Raw genomic sequence first — 24,143 nt, 5'->3', positions numbered from 1 at the left:
TTACTAAACTATTCATATATTTACATTTGCAAACGTTTGCTGAATTATGTCCAAAAGACGACCAACATTAAAAGACTTAGCCGAAGAACTAAATTTATCGGCCTCTACCATATCCCGAGCAATTGCAGGCCATCCTGCTATCAGCGAAGCCACGAAAAAGAAGGTTCAATCAAAAGCGGAAGAACTCGGTTTCGCCCCCAACACCATTGCTGCCAGTTTTAGAAAAAAAAGAACCAACTCCATTGGGGTAATAGTTCCTAAGATAGATGTTCACTTTCACTCTTTAGTAATTAGTGGAATCGAAGATTTGGCTTACAGTAAAGGGTATAATGTTACCATATTTCAATCAAAAGATTCCGTTGAAAGAGAAAAGGAAATCACTAAAATCCTTCAAAATAGGTTAGTTGAGGGTATTATAGTCTGTATTTCAAACGAAACCAAGACCTATTCACATTTTAAGAAGTTCTTGAAGTTCGGAGTGCCTATTATATTCTATGACCGGGTTCCATCGGATTTTAAGGCCAATAAGATTATTATTGATGATTTTGGTTCCGCATTCAAGGCAACCGAACATCTCATTGAGCAAGGCTGCCAAAGAATTGCCCATATAGCAGGTAATCAAAACACCACTATCTTTAAAGACCGTTTAGAAGGTTACAAATCTGCCCTAAAGGCAAACAAATTGCCGGTTGACCCAAAATACATCATGCCCACCAAGAACCTCACTTATGAAGAGGGAGCCGATTGCGCAAAATCACTACTGCAATTAAGCCAAAAACCTGACGGTCTGTTTTGCTCCAACGATTATACAGCAATTAGTGCCATTCAAATATTTCAAAAAAACGGTCTCCAAGTACCAAAAGAGATTGCTGTTGTCGGGTTTAGTAACTATCCCATATCACGAGTGATTGAACCCAACCTTACGACGGTAAATGATCGAGCGTTTCAAATGGGCGAAGCAGCCACAAATTTACTCATCAGACAAATTGAAGAAGAGGACAACCCCATTGAATTCGAGACTATTACCTTGAAAACCACCCTAGTCGTTAGAGATTCATCAAAAAGGTTATAGTAAAAACACAAAGCTTGTTTAAATTCAGTTTACTCTGATCACATTATTACAGAATTCCCAATTAATATCACGTCAATAAATAGGAGCAATAAAAGAATGTTATGATAATTAGTTTGAAATTAATTTTTCATTCATCTCTCTTCATCAGTTCCCATACCATAAAATCGATTTTAATTTGTAATTCGGCTATAGTTGAAGGATGGTAGGATTATCTTTTGCATTGTATTATTATGCCGTGAAACTAGAATTGGTGTACTTGCAAGGTTCTTGACTGATAAAATAACGGCTTAGTGCTATCAAAATATTTTGGGATATTTCAATGATTTAGTTGAAAGAACATGTTACATCGAAAGACCGGGCTCACGGCTTGTAAGTAAATAGGTGCCGGAAATCACCTAAAAAATACAAGAATTCATCATATCAATAGCGAAAAAACCGAATAAAAAAACACCCAACTTCATAGAAATTGGGTGTAAATTTGGGTGTAATCTTTGTAAATCATTGATTTACAGATGACATTGCGGAGAAAGAGGGATTCGAACCCCCGGAGGTGTGACCCTCAACAGTTTTCAAGACTGCCGCATTCGACCACTCTGCCATTTCTCCAATATGTTTTAGAAGTTTTGGTTTTCAAGATTGTCGCTCACGATAACTATCGGGACAACCACTCTGCCATTTCTCCTAAGCGGGTGCAAATATAAGAACCTTTTTTATTAGGTTAAAGTAAAATTGAAATTTATTTTGGCTTAAGGACTCCTCTTTTTATCCATTACACTTTACTAAGCGTTTTATGTAAATTGCATTCATGCAAAATCCGCAGGTCAGTATTCTCATTCCTTTTAAAAATACTTCGGAGTTTCTTCCAGATTGCCTAATCTCCATAATTGAACAAACTTATTCGCATTGGGAAATTTTGGCAGTGGATGATGGTTCCAGTGACTCCAGTTATCAAATAGTAGAAGAATATGCCCATAAAGATGAACGAATAAAACTCTCCAAAAACCCCGGAAGCGGTATTATACAGGCTTTGAGACATGCTTTTAATCAAAGTAAAGGCCAAATGGTAACACGAATGGACTCCGATGATATTATGACATTAAACAAACTTGAAGTTATGGTCAATTCATTACTTCATAAGGGTAATGGCCATGTAGCGGTAGGTCAGGTCACCTATTTTTCAAGTAGAGGAATCAGTAATGGGTATGCCCGATACGAAAAATGGCTAAACCATCTTACCGAAAAAGGTAGTAACTACAATGAAATCTATAAAGAGTGTGTCATTCCCTCGCCCTGTTGGATGACTTACCGCGATGATCTATTAAAAGTAGGCGCATTTGATTCCAACCGGTATCCAGAGGATTATGATCTTACTTTCAGATTCTACCGGAACAATTTAAAATGTATTCCTTGCAATCAGGTCTTACACTATTGGAGGGATTACGATCATAGAACCTCCAGAACCAGTGAACACTACGCCCAAAATTATTTTCTTGGTATTAAGTTGCATTATTTTTTAAATATCGACTACAAGAAAGATAGCGTTTTAACCATTTGGGGTGCGGGATATAAAGGCAAGGAAATTGCCAAAGGTCTACAAAAAGCAGGTCTTAAGTTTATATGGTTGTGTGACAACCCCAACAAAATAGGAAAGGACATCTATGGGGTAGAAATGCAGCATTTTTCTACCCTTAAAAATATTAAAAATCCACAGAGCATCATTACGGTTGCCAATGAGCAAGCCCAAGAATCCATTAAAAAATATCTCGCTAAACTAGGTCATCAAAATATGGAAGATTACTTCTTTTTTTGCTAGCAATCGTTCTAAAGCAATCCTTCTTTTTTATCTATATTTGCTTACTCAACTCAGGATATGCAATTTAAACATCCAGAACTTCTTTGGGCATTATTTCTTCTCCTGATTCCTATTTTTATTCATCTTTTTCAACTTAGAAAATTTCAAAAATCTCCTTTTACGAACGTAAAACTGCTCAAGAAGGTAGTTATTGAATCACGTAAGAGCAATACCCTCAAAAAGTGGTTGTTGCTGGTTACTAGACTTCTATTATTGGCAGCTTTGGTCACTGCTTTTGCCCAACCCTTTTTTGCAAAAAATCAAGCTTTAAAAGAAAAAGAGAACATTATTTACCTTGATGATTCTTTTAGCATGCAGCTAAAAAAAGACGGAATCACCCTTCTGCAAAATGCAGTTCAAGACTTTATCAAGTCAGCTCCTAAGGACCAACGCCTTACCTTATTCACCAATACAAGAACTTTTAAGGATGTTCGGGTTCAAGATATACAGAATGAACTATTATCCCTTGAACATAACTTCAAGCAACTAACTCTTAAGGAGGTAGAGTTAAAGGCGCAAACTTTGTTTTCCGCAGATGACCAGACTGACAAAAACCTAATTCTGGTATCGGATTTTCAAAATGCTTTGGGTGAAATACCAACAGATTCAAGTCAACAAATTCAAAGGCATTGGGTACAGTTAACAGGTGGTGGCGACAACAATGTATCCATCGACTCTGTTTTTTTGGAGAAAACGGAAGGAGATTATCTAAATCTTTCCGTAAAACTAACAAGTCAAAACCAGTTGGACAACATCCCGGTTTCTCTTTACAATGACAGTACATTAACCGCTAAAAGCTCAGCATCCTTTAATGAACAAAACCAAGGAGCCATTACTTTCACCATTCCAAAGGGAGAGCAATATAATGGGAAAATAGAATTGGTAGATACGGGGCTTAACTATGACAACAAGTTCTTCTTTAATCTTGAGGAAAGGGAGCAAATTAAGGTACTGACCGTTAGTGAAGAAGAAAGCGGTTTTTTGGGTCGAATATTTACCTCAGATGAGTTCCTATACGCATCCGCCCTTCTCAAAAATTTAAATTACAGTGAAATTGAAGAACAGAATCTCATCATCCTAAACGAACTTAAAGAAATCACATCAACTTTAGCCACTAGTTTAAGAGCGTTTGCTGCTTCGGGAGGTCATATTACAATTATACCTGCAGCGGAGACTGATAACTCATCCTATAATTTATTTCTATCCCAATTAAGCAACATTACAATCGGACCAAAATTGGAATCGGAAAAAAAAATTACAAGCATAAGTTTTAACCATCCATTATTTGCCAACGTCTTTGAAAAAAACATTACCAATTTTCAATATCCCAATACGCGTTTTCATTATAAGATCCAATCTTCTCTACCATCTGCCCTGGCCTACCAAGACCAAACTCCCTTTTTAGTAGGTGATGATGCCATTTATGTGTTTTCATCGCCATTGTCAAAGGATTATTCCAATTTTAAAAACTCGCCTTTGATAGTTCCTACATTCTACAAAATGGGTAGCAACAGTCTCAAAATTCCTCATCTATATTATATGTTGGGTGATGAAAATTCTTTGGATGTAACAATTGCTCTAAGAAAGGATGGTATTCTTAAACTTGCAAAAAAAGGGCTTGAGTTTATTCCTCCTCAACAATCATTATCCAACAAAGTGCGACTTACTTTTAATGACCATCTTACGGAGGATGGAGTTTTCAATATTTTGGATAATGGTAAAACTGTAGGACATGCCAGTTTTAATTTTAACAGGAATGAAAGCAGGTTGAACTATCTACAACTTGAAGAAAAAGAGAATATTAAAACTTACAGCTCCCTTGCCGAATTATTTGTCAGTTTGGAAAAAGACAATAGGGTTACGGAGCTTTGGAAATGGTTTGTTATTTTAGCGCTGTTATTTCTTATGGTTGAAATACTCATTCAAAAATTCCTTAAATGAACATCCTTTTAAAGTCGGCCACAATTGTTAACTCCAATCAAAAGGATATACATTTGAAACAACGGGACATCCTAATTGAGGATGGAATTATCGCTAAAATTGCGGATGAAATTGAAGAAGAAAAGGCTACACAGATAATCCGTTTAGAGAATTTGCATGTTTCATTGGGTTGGATGGATACCGGTGTAAGTTTTGGTGAACCTGGTCATGAGGATAGGGAAACCATTGAAAACGGACTTCTTACTGCGGCAAAAAGCGGGTTTACGGATATAATATTGAACCCCAATGTTCATCCGGTTCCCGATAGCAGCCCTGACATTGTCTTTTTAAAGAACGCTGCTAAAAACCAACTTACCAATTTACATCCATTAGGTACTTTGACCATGAATGCGGATGGTGAAGACTTGGCAGAACTTTTTGACATGAAAAACGCCGGAGCTGTTGGCTATTATGATTATAAGCTACCTATAAAAAATTCCAACCTCTTGAAAATTGCACTTCAGTATACCCAAAATTTTAATGGATTGGTTTTTTCTTTTCCGTTGGACACCCAAATCAAAGGTAAAGGAATCGTAAATGAAGGTGAAGTTTCTACTAGATTAGGATTAAAAGGTATACCCGCTTTGGCAGAAGAACTTCAGATAGCGAGAGACCTGTTCATTTTGGAATATGCGGGCGGACGACTGCACATACCCACCATTTCAGCGGCAAATTCAGTTTCCCTAATTGCGGAAGCAAAGAAAAAGGGGCTTAATGTTAGCTGTAGTGTTGCGGTACACAATCTATTTTTCACCGATGCCGAACTGGAAGGATTTGATTCGGATTTTAAGGTAATGCCTCCCTTACGTACTAAAGAAGATTCTAAAGCATTGCTAAAAGGTATTAAATCTGGTGTAATTGATTTTGTAAGCACCGATCATACCCCCTTGACCATTGAAGAAAAGCGTGTTGAGTTTGACAATGCCAATTATGGTACCATTGGGCTTGAAAGTGCCTTTAATGCACTTAATGCCCTACTGGGACCAGAAAAAACGGTGAATTTGTTGACACAAGGCCGAAGAACTTTTGGAGTAACGGAGCCGGTCCTTTTAGAAGGTCAGGCCGCCAATCTAACTTTGTTTGACCCAGATACCAAAATAAAGTTTACGGAGGAGCACATATACAGCACCTCTAAAAACAGTATGTTTCGTAATAGAACACTCAAAGGGCGCGTTTACGGCAGCATCAACAACGCCAAAATTGTACTAAATTAGTAGGAACCAAAACATAGGATTATGGACCAACATACCATTACAGAAGGAAAGACCATAGCGATCATTAGTTACATCACCTTTATTGGATTAATCATCGCGTACTTTATGAACAATAATAAAAACAATGCTTTTGCCCAATTTCATATAGAACAATCCCTACGGATTGTGATTTTGGGATTGGCCAATTCTGTTCTAAGTTGGTTCCTGCCAGGTTCTTTAAGCATAGTTTCAACAATCATTGGGTTAGGTATTCTTGTGCTGATTATCTTGGGCATTGTAAATGCGATTAACGGAAAAGCAGAACCGCTCCCCATAATAGGTACAATTGGATAAGTTGATGGAGGAGAATATAAAGGAAGGCAAAACTGCCGCAATAACCGCCTATTTTACCATTGTAGGTTCACTTATTGCCATTAGTATGAATGCCGAACCTAAAAATAGTTTTGCCAGGTTTCACATAAGACAGGCTTTTGGGATTCACCTATTGTTTATTGCCTTTGGTATTCTGTCCAGTAATTGGGGAAACGTTTATTCTTTCTTTGGGTTGATGTTATCGTATTCCATTCTATGGTTCTACGGTTTTTTTGGAGCATTAAGCGAGAAAAGGCAATCCATTCCAATTTTAGGACCCTATTTTCAAAAATGGTTTACATTTATCAGCTAAGTTTAACCGCACTCTTTTTACCCCCAACTTAAAAATGACTACCGCACCTTTATCTTTAGAACATATAATAAAGCCCTCGTCCATCACTGACGGTCAACCACCGGTTATGTTTATGTTCCATGGCTATGGAAGTAATGAGGAAGATTTATTTTCCTTTGCTCCCGAACTACCGGAAGAACTTTGTATAATTTCAGTAAGAGCCCCATATCACTTAGAACCTTTTGGACACGCCTGGTATGCCATTAATTTTGATGCTGACCAAGGTAAATGGAGCGATGATGAGCAAGCTAAGGAATCTAGGGAAAAAATTGTTTCATTTATTGACGAAGCCTGTGCAACTTATAGCTTGGATACTACGAGAGTCACTCTTCTTGGTTTTAGCCAAGGCACCATTTTAAGTTATTCCGTAGCACTTTCCTATCCCGAAAAAATCAAAAATGTGATAGCCTTAAGCGGATATATCAATGAAGGAATTCTAGCGGATGATTACCGCGAAAAGAACCATAACAAATTGCACCTGTATGCTTCCCATGGCCAAGTAGACCAGGTAATACCACCCGAATGGGCCCAAAGAGCTCCAGAATTACTTAAAAAACTTGGTGTGCATTACCTATACGAGGAATTTCCGGTGGGTCACGGCGTATCACCACAGAATTTTTACTCGTTTAAAAAATGGTTGGAAGATAAAATATAAACTAGTTGCTACGGGTATAAAGCAAATGGTCCAGAGTTGTAAAATCAACTCCCATGTCATCCTTAAGTTCATATTTAATAAGTAACTCTCCCCAGTACTTGCCATCTGAAAAATCAGTAAGAATCCATTTATGGTTCAAAACCTTGATTTTATTGATTTTAAAATCACTCTCCATACCCTCGTAAGGTACTAAAGGATTATCCCCTTCATTTTCATTGGTTTCCAATAATTTATCTGCAATATACCTTGAAGGGTCATCCATATCTAAATGATCATAATAGGCCAAGGCATCATCATTGTTCTCCAAAGAAAAATACTGCATTTCCAAGACCTTTAATTTTTCATTCTGGACCTCTTCCTCCAATTGAGCCACTTTTGATTCCAAACTGGAAACCTTGGCATCTTTGGCTTTCATCATATTTCCGTTACTTACAAAAAGGTATAAGCAAATGAGGGAAACGAATAAAAATAGGTATAGGAAAATTTTACTTTTCATCAGTAGTTAAGAAAATTTAGATAGTTAAAATTAAATTGTCGTAGGCCAAATGTACGTTTTCCGGAAGCTTCTTTTCCACTTCATCATGAAAACCTAACAGGTGGCTAATGTGCGTAAGATAGGCTTTCTCCGGCCTTACTTCTTTTACAAAGCTAAGTGCTTCTTCCAAATTGAAATGGGAATGATGGGGCTCCTCCCTAAGGGCGTTCACCACCAACACCTTAGTGCCCAGAATTTTGTTCTTTTCTTCCTCCGAAATCGTTTTTACATCTGTTAAATAGGTAAAATCATCCAATCGAAAACCAAATACCTGAACTCGGTTATGATTGGCCTCAATGGGTGTAATCACTTTGTCTCCAATTGTAAAAGAAGTTCCTTTTTCAATAGTATTTACAGCTACAGCGGGTGCGCCTGGGTACCTATTGGCATCCGTAAATATATAATCAAATCGCTTTTTTAAAGAATTTGAGACCCTTTCGTGTGCATAAATAGGGATATCTCCTTGCCTGAAAAAAAAAGGCCTTATATCATCGAGTCCCGCAGTATGATCTGAATGTTCATGAGTGAATAAAATACCGTCCAATCTAGCAACATTGTGGGTAAGCATCTGCTGCCTAAAATCAGGCCCGCAATCTACCACATAATTATAGTTGCCCCAAGATATCATGATGGATACCCTGAGCCTTTTATCTTTTGAATTTTCACTAAGGCAGACAGGATGTTTGCTCCCTATTATTGGGATACCTTGAGAAGTTCCAGTGCCTAAAAAAGTAATTTTTAACGGCTCATTCATCTAAAGCCAAATTTATAACTAAATAATTTAATAGATAGATTGAACTTTTTAACTTTGTTTACACAAAATCGACCCAATGGCATCAGTTCTAAAAAGGGACACTTCCTTTGAAAACATTCCTTCCATCAAGGCTAAAACCCTAAGAATCAACTTAAATCCTGACATCTATGGCACCTTTGCCGAAATTGGCGCAGGCCAAGAGACGGCCAGGCATTTTTTTAGGGCAGGTGGCGCGTCCGGTACTATTGCCAAGGCGATGAGCGCTTATGATAAGGATTTTAGTGATGCCGTTTATGGAATTGAAGAAGACGGTAGGTATGTTACCCAATCCCGTCTCAAAAAAATGCTATCCCATGAAATGCGCCTAATGGAAGAGCGTATTAGCAGAGACAGGCATCCTGACCGTTTGTTCTTTGCATACGCCAATACCGTGGCTACCATAGATTTTTCCAAAAGGTACAAAGGCCATGGCTGGGTGGGGATTAGATTTCAGCTGGACCCAAAGCAAAAGGAGTTTGATGAAATTATTCTTCACATTCGCTTCAAGCAGAACGAGGCCAGATTGCAACAAGAAACCCTCGGCATCCTAGGTGTAAACTTAATTTATGGTGCTTTTTATAAATACCATAAGCCAAGAAAAATGTTGAAATATTTATATGACCATATCGATAAAGATACGGTGGAGATAGATATGATCAATTTTTCAGGTCCCAATTTTAAGGATGTGGACAATAGGTTAATGAGCCTACAGCTTATTAGAAATGACATGACCGATGCCGTTATGTTTGGTCCTGATGGCAACAACTTACTACCTGCCGCAGTCCTTTACAAGAAGAATATTTTGGCGTTACGAGGAAGTTTTAGGCCTGTAACCAAAGTGAATATGGACATGTTCCATAAATCACATGATATTTTTATCCGTGATCAGGCGGTGGACCAAAACAATACCATTGTCATTTTTGAAATAACCCTATCCAATCTCAAAGCTTCTGGTGAAATTGATGAACAGGATTTCATGGATCGCGCAGAACTTTTATGTGCTTTGGGCCATACGGTTATGATATCTAAATTTCAAGAATACTACAAATTGGTTGAATATCTCAACAAATACACCAAGGCCAAAATTGGCCTTACCATGGGCGTTAACAATCTTGTGGATATTTTTGACGAGAAATATTATAGACATTTGAGTGGTGGTATTTTGGAGGCATTTGGAAAATTGTTCTTCAAGGAACTGCAAGTCTATCTGTATCCAATGAAAAATGCTGAAACCGGGCAGATTATGACCAGTAATAATGTGAAAGTCCATCCTAGGATGAAAGAACTGTACAAATTCTTTAAGTACAATGGCAAGGTGATGGACATCATAGATTACGACCCAGAAATAATGCACATATTCTCCAGAGATGTTTTAAAGAGAATCATCAATGATGAAGACGGTTGGGAAGAAATGTTACCAAAAGGCATTGCCGAAACTATTAAGAAAAACAATCTCTTTACCCGAAAATTGGTAAGAAGCGAAGAAGAGGATCAAGTAAAATAAACGTAAATCAAGAAATAAAATCCCGAAGTTATACTTCGGGATTTTTTGTTTTAGGCATCAAGTATTTGAGAGGCGTGGTCCTTTGTTTTCACTTTTTCAATAACCCTTTCCACTACTCCATTTTCATCAATTAAAAAAGTGGTCCTTAAAATTCCTTCGAATTCCCTTCCCATAAACTTCTTTGGTCCCCAAACCCCAAAAGCATTGATGACTGAATGATCTTCATCTGCCAACAAGGGAAAAGGTAATTCGTACTTACTTTTAAAATTGGATTGTTTCTTTTCTGTATCCTCACTTACGCCTAAAAGCTCGTAACCGGCTGCTTTTAAGGCATTGTAGTTGTCCCGTAAATTACACGCCTCAGCAGTACAACCCGGTGTGTTGGCTCTTGGATAGAAAAAAACAATCAATTTTTGACCTTTATAATCCGATAATTTGATGATGGTACCATCTTGATCTTTAGAAATAAAATCAGGTACGCTATCCCCTACTTTCAACATATGTCTCTTTATTTTAATTTACCTTCGCAAATAGTTATTTTTTTAACGAAACTAAGTAAAAATGACGAAAGCCGAAAAGGTTGCATTTGTTATACAGACCTTACAAGAACTTTACCCAGAAATTCCGGTTCCATTAGACCATAAAGACCCCTATACCCTGTTGATTGCGGTTCTTATGTCTGCACAAAGTACGGACGTACGGGTGAATCAAATTACTCCATTACTTTTTGAAAAAGCGGATAACCCATTTGATATGGTGAAACTATCTGTAGAGGAGATAAGGGAAATTATTAAACCAGTAGGTCTATCCCCAATGAAATCCAAAGGTATATATGGATTATCACAAATATTAATAGAAAAATATAATGGAGAAGTTCCAAAAGAGATAGAGCTATTGGAAGAGCTGCCCGCCGTTGGCCATAAAACGGCAAGTGTGGTGGTTTCCCAAGCGTTTGGCATTCCCGCTTTTCCGGTAGATACCCATATTCACCGTCTAATGTACCGATGGGGGTTTACCAACGGAAAAAATGTTGTTCAAACAGAAAAAGACGCAAAGAGATTGTTTCCCAAAGAATTGTGGAACGACCTTCATCTACAAATTATCTGGTATGGTCGCGAATATTCACCCGCCCGGGGTTGGAACTTGGATAAAGATATTATCACCAAAACCATAGGAAGAAAAACGGTACTTAATGAATATCTTAAAACAAGAAAGCCCCAATAAATTGGGGCTTTCTTGTTTTAATTTAAACTGTTTTCAAAACAGAATTCTTTATATTCCGTTACATGAAATTGTTTGGAGAAATCCAATAAAAACCGGATTGTCTCAGCACTTGTCTTTACAAACTTACCTCTTTCAAGGTTCTCAGAGTAGATTTTTTCCATATCAGTAGCATAGTTATACTAAGGATAACGCAACTACATAGGAAATATTGTTATTTTAATTGTGACCTTCTTAATTTGTTAAAACAATATTATTTTTTTCAATAATTTTTCTCAGGTTGATTAAAGCATATCTCATTCTACCTAGTGCAGTATTTATGCTTACTCCAGTATTTTCAGAAATCTCTTTAAAGCTCATATCTCTGTAGATTCGCATGATAAGAACTTCTCTTTGGTCATCTGGTAACTCCTCAACCAAGGTCCTAAGATCGCTATCGATCTGGTCTTTGATCAATTGCTTTTCTGCATTCAATTTTTCATCACCAATTACAGAGAAAATGTTAAAATCATCATTTCCCTCGAACATTGGCATTCTTTTGTTCTTCCTAAAGTGGTCTATGATCAAGTTATGAGCTATTCTCATTACCCATGGTAAAAATTTACCCTCTTCACTATAACTTCCTTTTTTAAGGGTTTTGATTACTTTAATAAAGGTATCCTGAAAGATATCCTCGGTAATATCCCTATCCAAAACCTTAGAGTAAATGAAACTCGTAATTCTTTGGTTGTGACGATTGATTAAAATCTCCAGGGCTTTTTCATCTCCTGAAATGTAATCTCTAACTAGTACTGAGTCTTCGGTCTGTAGGTTCATGCGTGCTTTTTTTTAGATTTGAGCAACCAAATAAGATTGCAATGAGGTCATTAGTTACTTTTTCTGTTAACCCTTTGAGGGATAGCTTGTTTAATTCTGATATAAAACTAGAAAGATTGAGGGTTGCGGAGAAAACAATGTTGTCAAACTGCCAGTTTCTGATGTGAAAACCTACATTTTCTGTTTTCTATAAAATAAATGGAATATAAGTGCGTTGATTTTGACTTCAACAGTAGAAATTTTTCTGGTTTCTTAATGATCCCACCCTATTTTATGAGAGGTCTGAAGATGACGGTGAACGCTTAACTAGGTTAAGAATGAAACAATTCCCATAAAAAAAGGCCTTGATTAAGCTATCAAGACCTTTTATAAATGTTTAAGTTTTTAATCTAGTTCATATTAGATTCAAACTTAATTCCTTTGGCTTCCGTTACTTTTAGTGATTTAGAATAATCCAACAAGAACTTAACTGTTCTATCACTAGCCTTTAATTCATTTTCTTTTCTTCGATTCGCAGAGTAAATTTTTTCCATATCTATATCCAGTATTGTTACTGCATAATAACGTCGTGAATATAAATATAATGAATACGTTCGACCTATGGTCCATTAAATCGTTAAAACAATATCATTTTGCTCAATGATCTTTCTAAGGTTAATAAGTGCGTAGCGCATTCTTCCCAGTGCTGTATTAATACTCACACCTGTATTTTCGGAAATTTCCTTAAAACTCATATCCTTATAGATACGCATGACCAAAACATCTCTTTGGTCTGCAGGCAATTCGTTTATCAATACCCCCAAATCCAAATCAATTTGATCTTTGATGATTTGGTGCTCAATATTGAGTTTATCATCACCTATAAATGAAAAGATATCAAATGTATTAGAACCATCGTACATGGGCATTCTGCTACTTTTTCTAAAATGATCAATAATAAGGTTATGGGCAATTCTCATGACCCACGGGAGAAATTTTCCTTCTTCATTATAAGTTCCCCTCCTTAGGGTTTTGATTACTTTGATAAAAGTATCTTGAAAAATGTCCTCAGTAATGTCCCTACTGTTTACCTTGGAATAGATAAAACTACTAAGTCGTTGATTGTGCTTGTCTATAAGTGCTTCCAAGGCTTTTTCATCACCGGAAACATATCTTTTAATTAGAACGGAATCTTCTAGTTGTACATCCATAGCTATTACTTTTTAGATTAAAACACAACACCTATTAATGAAGAAAAGGTGTGGTGATAAAACTGTCTTAAATTTTAAAAAAGTAATAGTATGCTATAGGCGTCTTAACGTTTTGTTAGATTCAAATATAGAAAAAATTAAGTATTACCTACAAAATTCTTTCCAACTTCATTTTTAGAGCACTCCTATAGCACATACGAGTCAGTAATTATAAAGGTTCATTGTATCTTTGCAAAAGATATATGAAAATGACAGTGAATCTAGACGTCAATCCCAAGGAAAACATCATCATTAAAGGTGCTAATCTTCACAACCTAAAGAATATAGATGTTGTCATTCCCAGAAACAAATTAGTGGTCATAACGGGACTTTCAGGGTCGGGTAAATCCAGTTTAGCTTTTGATACCCTCTACGCCGAAGGCCAGCGAAGATATGTAGAGAGCTTATCTTCCTACGCCAGGCAGTTTCTTGGCAAACTTGACAAACCTAAAGTAGAATATATAAAAGGTATTGCCCCGGCCATTGCCATAGAGCAAAAGGTAAACTCTACCAATCCTCGTTCTACAGTGGGAACCACTACTGAAATTTACGACTATCTTAAATTATTGTACGCGAGGATCGGTAAGACGTATTCCCCAATTTCTGGTAGACAAGTAAAAAAGGATTCGGTTACAGATGTAATAGAGCATATAAAAACTTTTGATGATGGTACCAAATTACTTCTTTTGGCCCCTATTCATATTCCCGAAAACCGCGAAGTTGGCAAATCCCTTCAATTGTTAAGTAAACAAGGATATGCCCGTATTCAATATAAAGGAGAGGTTTTTCGGATAGATAATGCACCGGAACATCTAGACCGTGATTTTCATTTAGTGGTAGACAGGGTCATCGTTAAAAATGATGAAGATTTCTATAATAGATTGGCCAATGCAGTAGATACCGCTTTCTTTGAAGGTAAGGGAGAATGTATCATAGAAGAATTACAGGATGGAAATAAAACACCTTTTAGCAATAAATTTGAGCTAGACGGACTCACCTTTCTTGAGCCTAATGTACATCTTTTCAGCTTTAACAATCCTTATGGGGCATGTCCTAAATGTGAAGGATACGGAGACGTAATTGGAATAGATGAAGATTTGGTTATCCCTAATACGGGCATTTCAGTTTATGACAATGCCGTTTCTCCTTGGAGAGGGGAAACCATGGGTTGGTACCGAGATCAACTTGTAAACTCGGCCTATAAATTTGACTTCCCAATACACAAACCCTGGTTTGAACTCTCGGAAGAACAAAAACAATTGGTTTGGGAAGGTAATGCCCATTTTATTGGTATCCATAAATTTTTTGAATCCCTAGAGGAAAAGAGTTATAAAATTCAGAATAGGGTAATGCTTTCCCGTTATAGGGGTAAAACAAAGTGCGATCTCTGTAAAGGAAAACGGATTAGAAAAGAAACGGATTATGTAAAAATTGATGGTAAGAGTATATCGGATTTGGTTGAACTTCCCATAAAACGACTCATTCCGTTTTTTGAAGAGCTGAACCTTAGCCCTAATGACGAAAAAATTGCATCTAGATTACTTAAAGAAATCAACACTAGGTTAGGCTTCCTGTTCAAGGTAGGCCTAAGTTATCTTACCTTAAATAGAAAGAGCAATTCCCTTTCCGGTGGAGAAAGCCAACGGATCAATTTGGCGACTTCCTTGGGTAGCAGCCTCGTGGGAAGTATGTATATCTTGGATGAACCCAGTATTGGTCTACACCCCAAGGATACAGAAAACCTTATTGAGGTACTGCTCTCCTTACGGGATTTAGGAAATACCGTCATTGTAGTAGAGCATGATGAGGACATCATGAAAGCTGCGGACGAAGTAATAGATATTGGCCCGGAAGCGGGAAGCCATGGAGGTGAAGTTGTGGCATATGGTCCGCTAACCAAGGTTTTAAAATCAAATTCCCTTACCGCCGGGTACCTCAATGGGTCTAAAGAGATAGAAGTTCCAAAGAAAAGAAGAACATCCAAGGAATTTATCAAAATACTGGGCGCAAGGGAGAACAACCTTAAAAATATAGAGGTAACCTTTCCTTTAAATATGCTAACAGTTGTTACCGGAGTGTCCGGTAGCGGTAAAAGTACACTGGTTAAAAAATTACTTTATCCCATCATACTCAAGGAAACCGGTGGTTATGGGGAAAAAACAGGGCAGTACAGTAGTTTTGAAGGACAGTTTAAAAATATCAAACATGTAGAATTTGTTGACCAAAACCCTATTGGGAGGTCTTCCAGGTCCAATCCGGTAACTTACATTAAGGCTTATGACGATATAAGAAATCTTTTTGCTTCACAGAAATTATCCAAAATAAGGGCCTATCAAGCAAAACATTTTTCCTTTAATGTAGATGGAGGCCGATGCGAAAAATGTAATGGTGAGGGAGAAATCACTGTGGAGATGCAATTTATGGCAGATGTTCATCTTGAGTGCGATACCTGCCACGGAAAACGATTCAAGAAAGAAGTACTTGAGGTAAAATTTAACGATGCCAATATTGACGATGTTCTAAACATGACCATTGATGATGCCATCGCTTTTTTTGAACTGTACAAGGAAAAACGTATAGTAACTAAACTTAGGCCCCTACAGGATGTAGGTTTGGGCTACGTAACTTTGGGTCAATCTTCCTCCACCCTTTCCGGGGGCGAAGCGCAAAGAATTAAACTAGCTTCCTTTTTGGTGAAAGGAACCACTAAGGACAAAGCACTTTTCATTTTTGATGAACCCACTACGGGTCTACATTTTCATGATATTAAAAAACTACTTAAATCTTTTGATGCTCTTATAGCTAAAGGACATTCTGTTGTGGTGATCGAACATAATATCGAACTCATTAAATGTGCGGATTTTATTATTGATTTGGGTCCCGAGGGAGGAGAAAATGGAGGCAATTTATTGGTTGCGGGAACGCCGGAAGAGGTAGTTAAGAACAACAAATCCTTTACTGCAAAATACCTGGCCGAAAAACTATAATTTCTCTGAATTATGGTTTTACTTTTAATCTGAATCTAAAAAATTTCGGTATAAAACCTACCCATAAACATTTTAAAACATTGTAAAACAAACACTTAAAAACATTTTCTGTTTTTTGGCACGCTGTTTGTTTATTTCATGATGAATGTAAATAATTGCATTCAGGAACTTAAAACCTTATATCATGAAAAAATTAGTACTACTATTTTCGGCCTTGATTATGAGCAGTTCTGCTGCTTTGGCTATCAGTACAGAAGATAAGGTTGCAGAACGCAATGCTTATAGGTACAACGACGCTTTTATCTTTGTTGAAGAGGGCATTACGTTTTCGGTATATCCAGATGGAGAATTTGATTTTTACATCGATAGATATGTAAATGGAAGAAGAAACGGGATTACGTTCAATTCCGGATTTGACTACAATCCATACGTACAATATGATGACTACGGTGCCGTAATCCAAGTAGAGAACATTCCTATATTCTATGATTATTACGGTCGTGTTACTCAAGTAGGAGATGTTGATATCACCTATAGAAACGGACGATTACGTAGACTTGGCGGCATGAACGTATATTACAATGCCAGAGGGTTTTATGATTACCACACCGGCTTTATCAACGTTTACAACAGACGCTATGTTTTTAGACCTTTCCACTCCTTATTTATAAGACCTGCGGTTGGATTCTGCCTGGTATTCAATAGACCTTATAGAAGGTATTATACCCCGGTTAGATATACATATTATAAACCCTATAGATTTAATAAAAGAAGGGCGTATGCCAAAATTGGAAGAGATTATAGGAGGAACCAGATTAGAAAAGAACGAGCTAAAATTTATAGAAACGACCGTAGAGTGGCGGTTAGAAATACCTCGGTAAGGAGCAATAGCCGATCTGTTGCCAACAGAAACAATAATACCGTAAGAAGCAACAATGTGCGTACGGACAGAAACAGTAGAGCCATTGCCCAAAATAGAGCTACTCGCACTGCTACGCCCCGTAAAGGCGAAAGTAAGAGAGTAAATTCTACAGCCAATAGAACGGTAAAAAGAAGTACTTATACGAACAGAAATGGAAATACGGTAACCAGAAGAAGTACCACTTCAACTTCTCCAAGAGGAAATACGGTAACCAAAAGAACGGTTACGAGAACTCCGGCAAAGAGAACCGTTACCAGGACTACAAAAAGTTATAATACACCAAGAAAGAGAACTACGGTAAAGCAACCTACCGCTAGAAGTAGGGGTAGTAACGCCGTAACCAAAAGTTCCAGTCAAAGAAAAATTAGAAAAACACCTACTCGTACACAAAGAAGTGCCACCGCTAGGTCAAGCTCTTCAAGAAGTACCAGAAGATATTAAAAGTAGTTTTTAGGTTGGTTAGTTGTTTGCCCCCGCAGTAGATAGGATTTGCTGCGGGGGTTTTTATTTAATTCTACGTGTTTTTTGTCAAAGTAACCTTTACCGATTTACTAATGGGGGTCTTACTTCTATCCGCAAACTGGTTATAAGGAACCAAAACATTGGTTTCTGGAAAATAAGCTGCCAAATTACCTTTGGGGATATTATAGGGAACTACCAGAAATTTATAGGCCGTTCTCAAAGTGTCATCATAGTGGCTACTAATATTTACAACATCCCTCTTTTTAAAACCTCTGGTTTCCATATCCTTCGGGTTCATGAACAACACTCTTCTTTCATTATATACCCCACGATACCTATCGTCCAAACCGTAAATAGTTGTGTTAAATTGATCATGGGATCGTATGGTCATCAGAAGGTACTCCTCTTCCTTTAAATTATCTTCAGGAAGTTTATTCAGAGTGATTTGTGCTTTTCCATTGGGCAGCATACTAAAATCCAAATTACGTACATTATTGGGCAAATAATAGCCCACACCCTTAGACCGCTTGGTAGTATCTTCAAATCCTTTGGCCACTTTATCAATATAGTTTCTTACCAAATCAAAATCCTTGGACAGCGCCAACCAATCTACACTATGTTGACTATTGAAATACGTATGCGCCAATTCCGCTATAAGTTCAGGTTCACTCTTTATATGTTCCGATGCCGGTTTGAGCAAACCGCGCGACTGTCTTACCCTACCCATGCTGTCCTCCATAGTTTGAAATCTTAGGTTTCCATCCTTTAAATCTTTCTCCGAACGACCAAAAGTGGGGAGAATTAAAGCTGTTTTACCGGTCACCAAGTGAGTTCTGTTCAATTTCGTACTTATCTGTACCGATAATGAACAATTAGAAATGGCTTGGGCCGTATATTCCGTATCATTGGCAGCCATTAAAAAATTACCTCCCAAGCAAATAAAAACCTTACCCTTACCTTCATTCATGGATTTTATGGCCCCTACAGTGTCTACCCCTTCTTTGTCCGGAGCAGTAAAGCCGAGATGTTCCTTTATCCGTTCATTTAATTTTTCATCCATATAATGCATAATTCCCACACTGCGGTCTCCTTGTACATTACTGTGCCCGCGGACCGGGCAAGTACCGGCATTGGGCTTTCCTAAAGCTCCTTTCAGCAATAAAAGGTTGACAAACTCCCTAATATTCTCCACTCCATTTTTATGCTGGGTAAGCCCCATGGCCCAGCAAACTACAATGTCATTCTTTACGGATAACCAATCTACCAACTGGTCTATTTTTTCTTCCTCTACACCACATCTCTTCAAGAGATCCTGCTCATCATACTGGGCCAAATCTTCCATTAGAGCCTCATAGCCTTGTACGTATGTACCTATAAATTGATGGTCAAAAACCTTTTCGTCTACAGCGTCTTTCTTGGCCAATTTTTTTAAAATGAGTTTAACCAAAGGAATATCTTGATTAATTCTAACAGGCAAATGCAAATCTGCCATAGCTTCACCGCTTCCTACCCATCCTTTAAGGTTTTGTGGATTTTTAAAGCTTACCAAACCTGCCTCCTGTAAAGGATTTATACTAATGACCTTTCCTCCATTCTCCTTACATTTTTCCAATGCGCTCAACATCCTAGGATGATTGGTTCCCGGATTTTGACCTGCAATGATTACTACTTCGGCCTTATATAGGTCCTCTAACTTAGTAGACCCCTTCCCTATCCCCAAAGTTTCGGAAAGAGCAACCCCACTTGATTCGTGGCACATATTGGAACAGTCAGGCATGTTATTGGTACCAAAGGCTCTTGCGAACATCCCATAAAGGAAGGCAGCCTCATTACTGGACCTTCCACTGGTGTAAAATATGGCTTCATCTGGGTGACTTAATCGACGTAGTTCTTCTGATATAAGATTATAAGCTTCCTGCCAGGAAATAGGCTCGTAATGAACATTTCCAGGTCTTAAAACCATTGGTTCTGTTAGTCTTCCAAATTTATTGAGTTGGTAATCGCTTAATTGCGAAAGTTCCTCCACTGAATACTTTTTGAAAAACGAGGCTCCAATTTTCTCGGTGGTCGCTTCGTCCGCAAGGGCTTTGGCCCCATTCTCGCAATACTCCGCTATAGGCGAAGGGTTTTCTGGATTGGGCCATGCACAGCTCGGACAATCAAAACCATCTTCTTGGTTCATTTCCAGTAAGGCCCTCATAGAACGCACTATTCCCATTTCTTTAAACCCATGTTTCAATGCTTCTTTTACGCCGAGTTTTCCTGCAGCGTAATCCATGGGTTCTCCTAATTTTAAATCTGTAAATTGCAATGACCCGGTTAGGGACACTTTTCTTGTCAAGTCTTCAGTTGCCATAAAATTTTAAAGCTTAAAATGGTAAGTGCAGCCCTAACTTAACCCTATTTTTTTATATGAAGAATTAAAAAACCGAAGTTGACCTAATATGACTACATTTTTCTCGGATTGGATGCAAAAAGTGGGTTTAATTCCAATTTTACAAAATAGCTTCTGTGTATATTTTTCCTGGTATCTGAGTGTCCCATTTTCCTATCCTCTACGTAGACCTCTGTATCGTTCTCATCCAACACTTTGAAATAGACACCGGGTCCTGGAATGGCCCTGATAGGAGTTTCTATATTGATTAAGGGAGACAAAAAAGTAACCTTAAAATCTGAACTGTCATAGTCAATTCTAAAATTTCCTTTTAAATCGGTCATTGCCTCTCCCAAAAAATCATCCTTTATCCAATCTACATCCATGGCTATCACCTTATAACCCGAAAGTCTTTTATTGATTGGATTAGTGGTAAGGTTGATTCTTCCGTAAATGGTCCAAGCATCAAAAAGTGTTCGAATTCTATACCAAAATTCAAACGGAAAAGAATAATTGTATTTATACACCTTACCATAGTCCTTTGTGCGCCATATGGGTTTTAGAGTTCTTACATTAACCTGTATTGGCTTGTGTTTGGTGGACTTCTGTCGCGGTGCTTTTAAGAGTTTGAAATCAACGGATATAGCTTTATCAATATATTCATATGGAACTTTTACCGAATAATTCCCTTCACCATCTGTAAATCCCGATCCAATTAGACAGTCTTTTTTTTGACGCACCTCCTTTTCTGTAAGTATGGACAATTCTTTACTGGACTTGCTCCCCTTTGGATAACAATTGGGTTCTAGTGCATAAAGAAGTACTTCAACTTCACTCGCTGCCTCAAGAATATCCGGAAAAAGGGAAGCACTTAAATTGCCTTCAATATAACAGTCCATTACTTACGATTTCAACAAAAAGGTATTACAAAAAACACCATTAAATTTAGCAATTATTTCTTAAAACCTGCTAAATCGTTAAAACATCACATTAAATATCAAAAACGCTACAAACCAATTTTTTTTAATATTCCTCGGACCACCAGATAAATATCCTCTGACAGCCTAAATCTATAGAGTATACCAATAAAAAAAACAGAAATCAATACTCCTTTCACCAGTATATTAAGGATGGGATGAAAGGGTAAACTGAAGAAATAAAATACAGCAACGGTACCTATGGATAACAAAAAAACCCAACAAGTTTGGAGGGTAAACGGGAGCATTTGAAATTTCCACTTAACAAAAAGGAGCTTGAGGCTATTGTAAATAAACAAGGCTGAAAAACTTGCAATAGCCGCACCATCCAAACCAAAAGTGGGTATAAGCCATAAATTTAGGAGAATGGTAAGAATGGCCAAGAGTAAACCAAATAGTAATACGGAACGGTAGTAATCCGAATTGTATAAAATAGAATTATTGTTCCCCAAAAGACTATCGTACACCTTTGCCAAACCCAACCATATAAATATGACAAACCCATTTCTATACTCCTCTGGCAATAGGGTGTACATATCATTCAAATTCAAAAGAATAAGTAAAAAAATAAGTGAGGCTACTGCAAACAGCGTAAGCGAACTTTTTTGATACAATCTGCTTAAAGATTCCCAATCGCTTTCGTTTAGCAATTGCGCGGTCAAGGGGTATGTAATTTGATGCATGGACCTGGAAGGGACTGCTATCACCATGGCAATAAAACCGGCTACACTGTAATATGCCACATTTTCCAGAGGAATGAATTGATTGATCATTACTTTATCGACCTCTAATAAAACTATGGCTACCGATCCCCCTAATATAATAAAGGCACTATAAGCAAGGATATCTTTGGTATTGTTAGGAAATCCAAAAATCAGCTTGGGCATATAAAGGTTAAAGGCATATAACTTCATTACAAGTACGCGAAGTAAATAAACCCCAACTATCAAATTAATGAATAGTTCCACCGTAATTACTTCATAATATAAAAGAAAGAGCAAAAGGGTTACAGCAACCCTTGAAAATACTTCCTTCATAAAGTTGCCGAATACCGATTTCATATGAACTCTTGCCCAGCTATAAAAAACCTCAAAATAGGCCATGCCCATTCCTATAACGAAGATATGCCAAACATAATCCTTAACTACGGGGTTTTCCCTACTTAACAAATTGCCTATTATTTCATTTCCAAAAAATGTTAAAAGGGCTATAGGAAGCATAAACAGTAAAGGAAGCAAAAGCATTAATGTCAAAAAGCCATTTTTTTCATGCCAATCCTTAAAAGTGCTATAAAATTTTACCAAGGTATTAGGAACACCAAAAGCCAGAATAGGGTTTAAAACAGCGGCCGCAGAAAGAATTACCTGTATGAGTCCATAATACTTGGGCGTCATAAAATTTAAATACAGCACCAAGGTATTAAGGGCTCCTATACCAAAGCCAACGTAGGTAATAACGGAATTATTTAATGACTGTCTAAAGACAATTCCCATGAAAAATCTAGTTTACGAAGTCTTTTAGTAAGATTAAAGACCCATACAAAGAAAGCTATAAAAGTTGAGCTAAGTGAGCTGTTAAGTTCTGCCTACTATATTGCTCAATATTTTTAGAAGGGCACACCAACCTATTTTTTTTAAATTCCGCATACCACTTCAAAATTTGATTTCTAAGAACGTCTTTATCCTGGTAATCAAAAACGACTCCAGAATTGGTCTCCTCAATCAGTTGCCCTACTTCCCAATCTTTAGGACCTATTGCCAAGATAGGTCTTTTGGCAGCCATGTATTCAAACAGTTTGCCGGGAATTATCCCTTTGGTCTCTTGGGAATCTATTTCTACCAATAGCAATACTTGTGACTGCCTTTGCCTACGCTGGGCATCCGTATGGGTACCATAGCCTCGCATTTTAATGTACGGCCCCAGCTCATTTTTGTACATGCTATCCATGACGTCCTTACTTACCACCCCCATAAATTCCAGTTGCAAATCCGCCCTAAATACAGGGTCTTCAGATGCCAACCTGGAAAGGGTTTTCCAAAGATTGATGGGATTTCTCCCTGTCAATAAGGATCCAATATGACTTATGGTAAAATTTCTATCCAAAGAATATTCTACAGCAGGACCTACATCATAGCCGTTGGTGATTACCTCAATGGGTTTTGAAGTTAAAGTTTCAAATTCCTTTTTTGTAGTGGCGCTCGTAACAACAATTTGGTCGGCCCCATTTAAAACTTCCCGCTCCAAGTTCTTATGCTTTTTTTGTGACGCCTTAGTGAGTTTCAACTTCTTGTGATATCCAATAGAGGTCCATGGGTCTCTAAAATCCGCAACCCACTTAACAGACTTGGCATTTTTTAATTGATGACCAATCAAATGCACACTATGGGGCGGGCCCGTTGTTATAACTGTCTGTATTTGCTCTTCCTCAATTACTCTGCTAAGGTATGCTACCGATGGTTTTACCCAGAATTTTCGAGCATCCGGAATAAAAAAATTGCCCCTTACCCATAGCATGAATTTTTCTGCTATTGACTGATTTTTAGTCTGTATAATACCAGAGCTTATTCTTTTGGTCTTTTTGGATGAAAATAACTTGGCCAATCCATAAGGCTCAAAAAGAGGTTGTTTAAGTATTTTAATATCCTTTGGCACTTCTCTTTCCAAGGTGGAATCCTCGATTGGATAATGCGGATTTTCCGGAACATAAACAATTGGTTCCATACCAAAATCCCTAAGGTACTTTACAAATTTTAACCAACGTTGTACGCCCGGGCCGCCTGCTGGGGGCCAATAATAAGTTACAATAAGCACTTTTTTCATAGGCTGATGTGTCTCTGGTAGGGCTTT

21 protein-coding genes and 1 tRNA gene are annotated in these 24,143 nt (G+C 37.6%); 11 read left to right on the top strand and 11 right to left on the bottom strand.

What is annotated here, in order from left to right; genetic code table 11:
* Window positions 1-46: 46 nt before the first annotated feature.
* A complete protein-coding gene (locus BIZ36_RS12245) occupies window positions 47-1,072 on the top strand; it encodes a LacI family DNA-binding transcriptional regulator (RefSeq protein ID WP_187458195.1) in 1,026 nt (341 codons plus the stop codon).
* Window positions 1,073-1,593: 521 nt separating this feature from the next.
* On the opposite strand, the gene BIZ36_RS12240 is transcribed toward BIZ36_RS12245, so the two are convergent.
* A tRNA-Ser gene (locus BIZ36_RS12240) sits at window positions 1,594-1,678 on the bottom strand.
* Window positions 1,679-1,877: 199 nt separating this feature from the next.
* On the opposite strand from BIZ36_RS12240, the gene BIZ36_RS12235 reads away from it, so the two are divergent.
* Genes BIZ36_RS12235 through BIZ36_RS12210 form a run of 6 tightly spaced genes read left to right on the top strand, consistent with a single transcriptional unit; the run spans window position 1,878 to window position 7,476 of the window.
* Window positions 1,878-2,885 (top strand): glycosyltransferase, encoded by a 1,008-nt coding sequence (locus BIZ36_RS12235; protein WP_187458194.1) that lies wholly within the window; start codon window positions 1,878-1,880, stop codon window positions 2,883-2,885.
* A gap of 57 nt (window positions 2,886-2,942) precedes the next feature.
* The gene (locus BIZ36_RS12230) at window positions 2,943-4,865 is read left to right on the top strand and encodes a BatA domain-containing protein (protein WP_187458193.1); all 1,923 of its coding nucleotides are present in this window, start codon (window positions 2,943-2,945) and stop codon (window positions 4,863-4,865) included.
* The gene (locus BIZ36_RS12225) at window positions 4,862-6,118 is read left to right on the top strand and encodes a dihydroorotase (RefSeq protein ID WP_187458192.1); all 1,257 of its coding nucleotides are present in this window, start codon (window positions 4,862-4,864) and stop codon (window positions 6,116-6,118) included. The genes BIZ36_RS12230 and BIZ36_RS12225 overlap by 4 nt, the downstream gene beginning before the upstream one ends.
* A 21-nt stretch (window positions 6,119-6,139) precedes the next feature.
* A complete protein-coding gene (locus tag BIZ36_RS12220) occupies window positions 6,140-6,451 on the top strand; it encodes a magnetosome magnetite crystal formation protein family (protein WP_187458191.1) in 312 nt (103 codons plus the stop codon).
* Window positions 6,444-6,782, top strand: coding sequence for a hypothetical protein (locus BIZ36_RS12215; RefSeq protein WP_222937374.1), 339 nt, complete (start codon window positions 6,444-6,446; stop codon window positions 6,780-6,782). Before BIZ36_RS12220 ends, BIZ36_RS12215 begins: the two co-directional genes overlap by 8 nt.
* Before the next feature lie 34 nt (window positions 6,783-6,816).
* Window positions 6,817-7,476: an alpha/beta hydrolase gene (locus BIZ36_RS12210; protein ID WP_187458190.1), complete on the top strand. Its 660-nt coding sequence runs from the start codon at window positions 6,817-6,819 to the stop codon at window positions 7,474-7,476.
* A 1-nt stretch (window position 7,477) separates the two neighbouring features.
* Here the strand turns inward: BIZ36_RS12210 and BIZ36_RS12205 are convergent, their stop codons facing one another.
* Window positions 7,478-7,894 carry a hypothetical protein gene (locus BIZ36_RS12205; RefSeq protein WP_222937373.1) on the bottom strand — a complete coding sequence of 139 codons (417 nt, stop codon included), beginning with the start codon at window positions 7,892-7,894 and terminating at the stop codon, window positions 7,478-7,480.
* Between the two features lie 94 nt (window positions 7,895-7,988).
* Entirely contained in the window at window positions 7,989-8,765 is a 777-nt protein-coding gene (locus tag BIZ36_RS12200; RefSeq protein WP_187458188.1) for an MBL fold metallo-hydrolase, read from the bottom strand.
* Between the two features lie 76 nt (window positions 8,766-8,841).
* Between BIZ36_RS12200 and BIZ36_RS12195 the strand changes: the two genes are divergently transcribed.
* Entirely contained in the window at window positions 8,842-10,308 is a 1,467-nt protein-coding gene (locus BIZ36_RS12195; protein WP_187458187.1) for a TonB-dependent receptor, read from the top strand.
* A 50-nt stretch (window positions 10,309-10,358) separates the two neighbouring features.
* Here BIZ36_RS12195 and bcp read toward each other — a convergent pair whose 3' ends face one another.
* Window positions 10,359-10,808: a thioredoxin-dependent thiol peroxidase gene (gene bcp / locus BIZ36_RS12190; RefSeq protein WP_187458186.1), complete on the bottom strand. Its 450-nt coding sequence runs from the start codon at window positions 10,806-10,808 to the stop codon at window positions 10,359-10,361.
* A 61-nt stretch (window positions 10,809-10,869) separates the two neighbouring features.
* Between bcp and BIZ36_RS12185 the strand changes: the two genes are divergently transcribed.
* Complete coding sequence (locus BIZ36_RS12185; RefSeq protein WP_187458185.1) at window positions 10,870-11,532, top strand: endonuclease III domain-containing protein; 663 nt, start codon at window positions 10,870-10,872, stop codon at window positions 11,530-11,532.
* A gap of 17 nt (window positions 11,533-11,549) precedes the next feature.
* Here BIZ36_RS12185 and BIZ36_RS12180 read toward each other — a convergent pair whose 3' ends face one another.
* From BIZ36_RS12180 to BIZ36_RS12170, 3 genes are all read right to left on the bottom strand, one after another.
* On the bottom strand, window positions 11,550-11,693 hold the full coding sequence (locus tag BIZ36_RS12180; RefSeq protein WP_187458184.1) for a hypothetical protein: 144 nt from the start codon (window positions 11,691-11,693) through the stop codon (window positions 11,550-11,552).
* Window positions 11,694-11,763: 70 nt separating this feature from the next.
* Window positions 11,764-12,345 (bottom strand): RNA polymerase sigma factor, encoded by a 582-nt coding sequence (locus BIZ36_RS12175; protein WP_187458183.1) that lies wholly within the window; start codon window positions 12,343-12,345, stop codon window positions 11,764-11,766.
* A 608-nt stretch (window positions 12,346-12,953) separates the two neighbouring features.
* Window positions 12,954-13,535 (bottom strand): RNA polymerase sigma factor, encoded by a 582-nt coding sequence (locus BIZ36_RS12170; RefSeq protein ID WP_187458182.1) that lies wholly within the window; start codon window positions 13,533-13,535, stop codon window positions 12,954-12,956.
* 248 nt (window positions 13,536-13,783) lie between these two features.
* Here BIZ36_RS12170 and uvrA point away from each other — a divergent pair, with 248 nt between their 5' ends.
* Both uvrA and BIZ36_RS12160 read left to right on the top strand, forming a co-directional pair.
* A complete protein-coding gene (gene uvrA, locus BIZ36_RS12165) occupies window positions 13,784-16,561 on the top strand; it encodes an excinuclease ABC subunit UvrA (RefSeq protein WP_187458181.1) in 2,778 nt (925 codons plus the stop codon).
* Between the two features lie 184 nt (window positions 16,562-16,745).
* Window positions 16,746-17,924 (top strand): hypothetical protein, encoded by a 1,179-nt coding sequence (locus BIZ36_RS12160; RefSeq protein WP_187458180.1) that lies wholly within the window; start codon window positions 16,746-16,748, stop codon window positions 17,922-17,924.
* A gap of 73 nt (window positions 17,925-17,997) precedes the next feature.
* On the opposite strand, the gene BIZ36_RS12155 is transcribed toward BIZ36_RS12160, so the two are convergent.
* From BIZ36_RS12155 to BIZ36_RS12140, 4 genes are all read right to left on the bottom strand, one after another.
* On the bottom strand, window positions 17,998-20,301 hold the full coding sequence (locus tag BIZ36_RS12155; protein WP_187458179.1) for an FdhF/YdeP family oxidoreductase: 2,304 nt from the start codon (window positions 20,299-20,301) through the stop codon (window positions 17,998-18,000).
* A gap of 92 nt (window positions 20,302-20,393) precedes the next feature.
* Window positions 20,394-21,218, bottom strand: coding sequence for a hypothetical protein (locus tag BIZ36_RS12150; protein ID WP_187458178.1), 825 nt, complete (start codon window positions 21,216-21,218; stop codon window positions 20,394-20,396).
* 107 nt (window positions 21,219-21,325) lie between these two features.
* Window positions 21,326-22,789 (bottom strand): lipopolysaccharide biosynthesis protein, encoded by a 1,464-nt coding sequence (locus BIZ36_RS12145; RefSeq protein WP_187458177.1) that lies wholly within the window; start codon window positions 22,787-22,789, stop codon window positions 21,326-21,328.
* Between the two features lie 55 nt (window positions 22,790-22,844).
* Window positions 22,845-24,116, bottom strand: coding sequence for a glycosyltransferase family 4 protein (locus tag BIZ36_RS12140; RefSeq protein WP_187458176.1), 1,272 nt, complete (start codon window positions 24,114-24,116; stop codon window positions 22,845-22,847).
* Window positions 24,117-24,143: the final 27 nt, after the last annotated feature.

The sequence above is a fragment of the Cytophaga sp. FL35 genome, assembly GCF_014349235.1.
In the GTDB taxonomy this organism is placed as follows: domain Bacteria; phylum Bacteroidota; class Bacteroidia; order Flavobacteriales; family Flavobacteriaceae; genus Euzebyella.
This window is presented reverse-complemented; position numbering and strand designations above follow the sequence as displayed.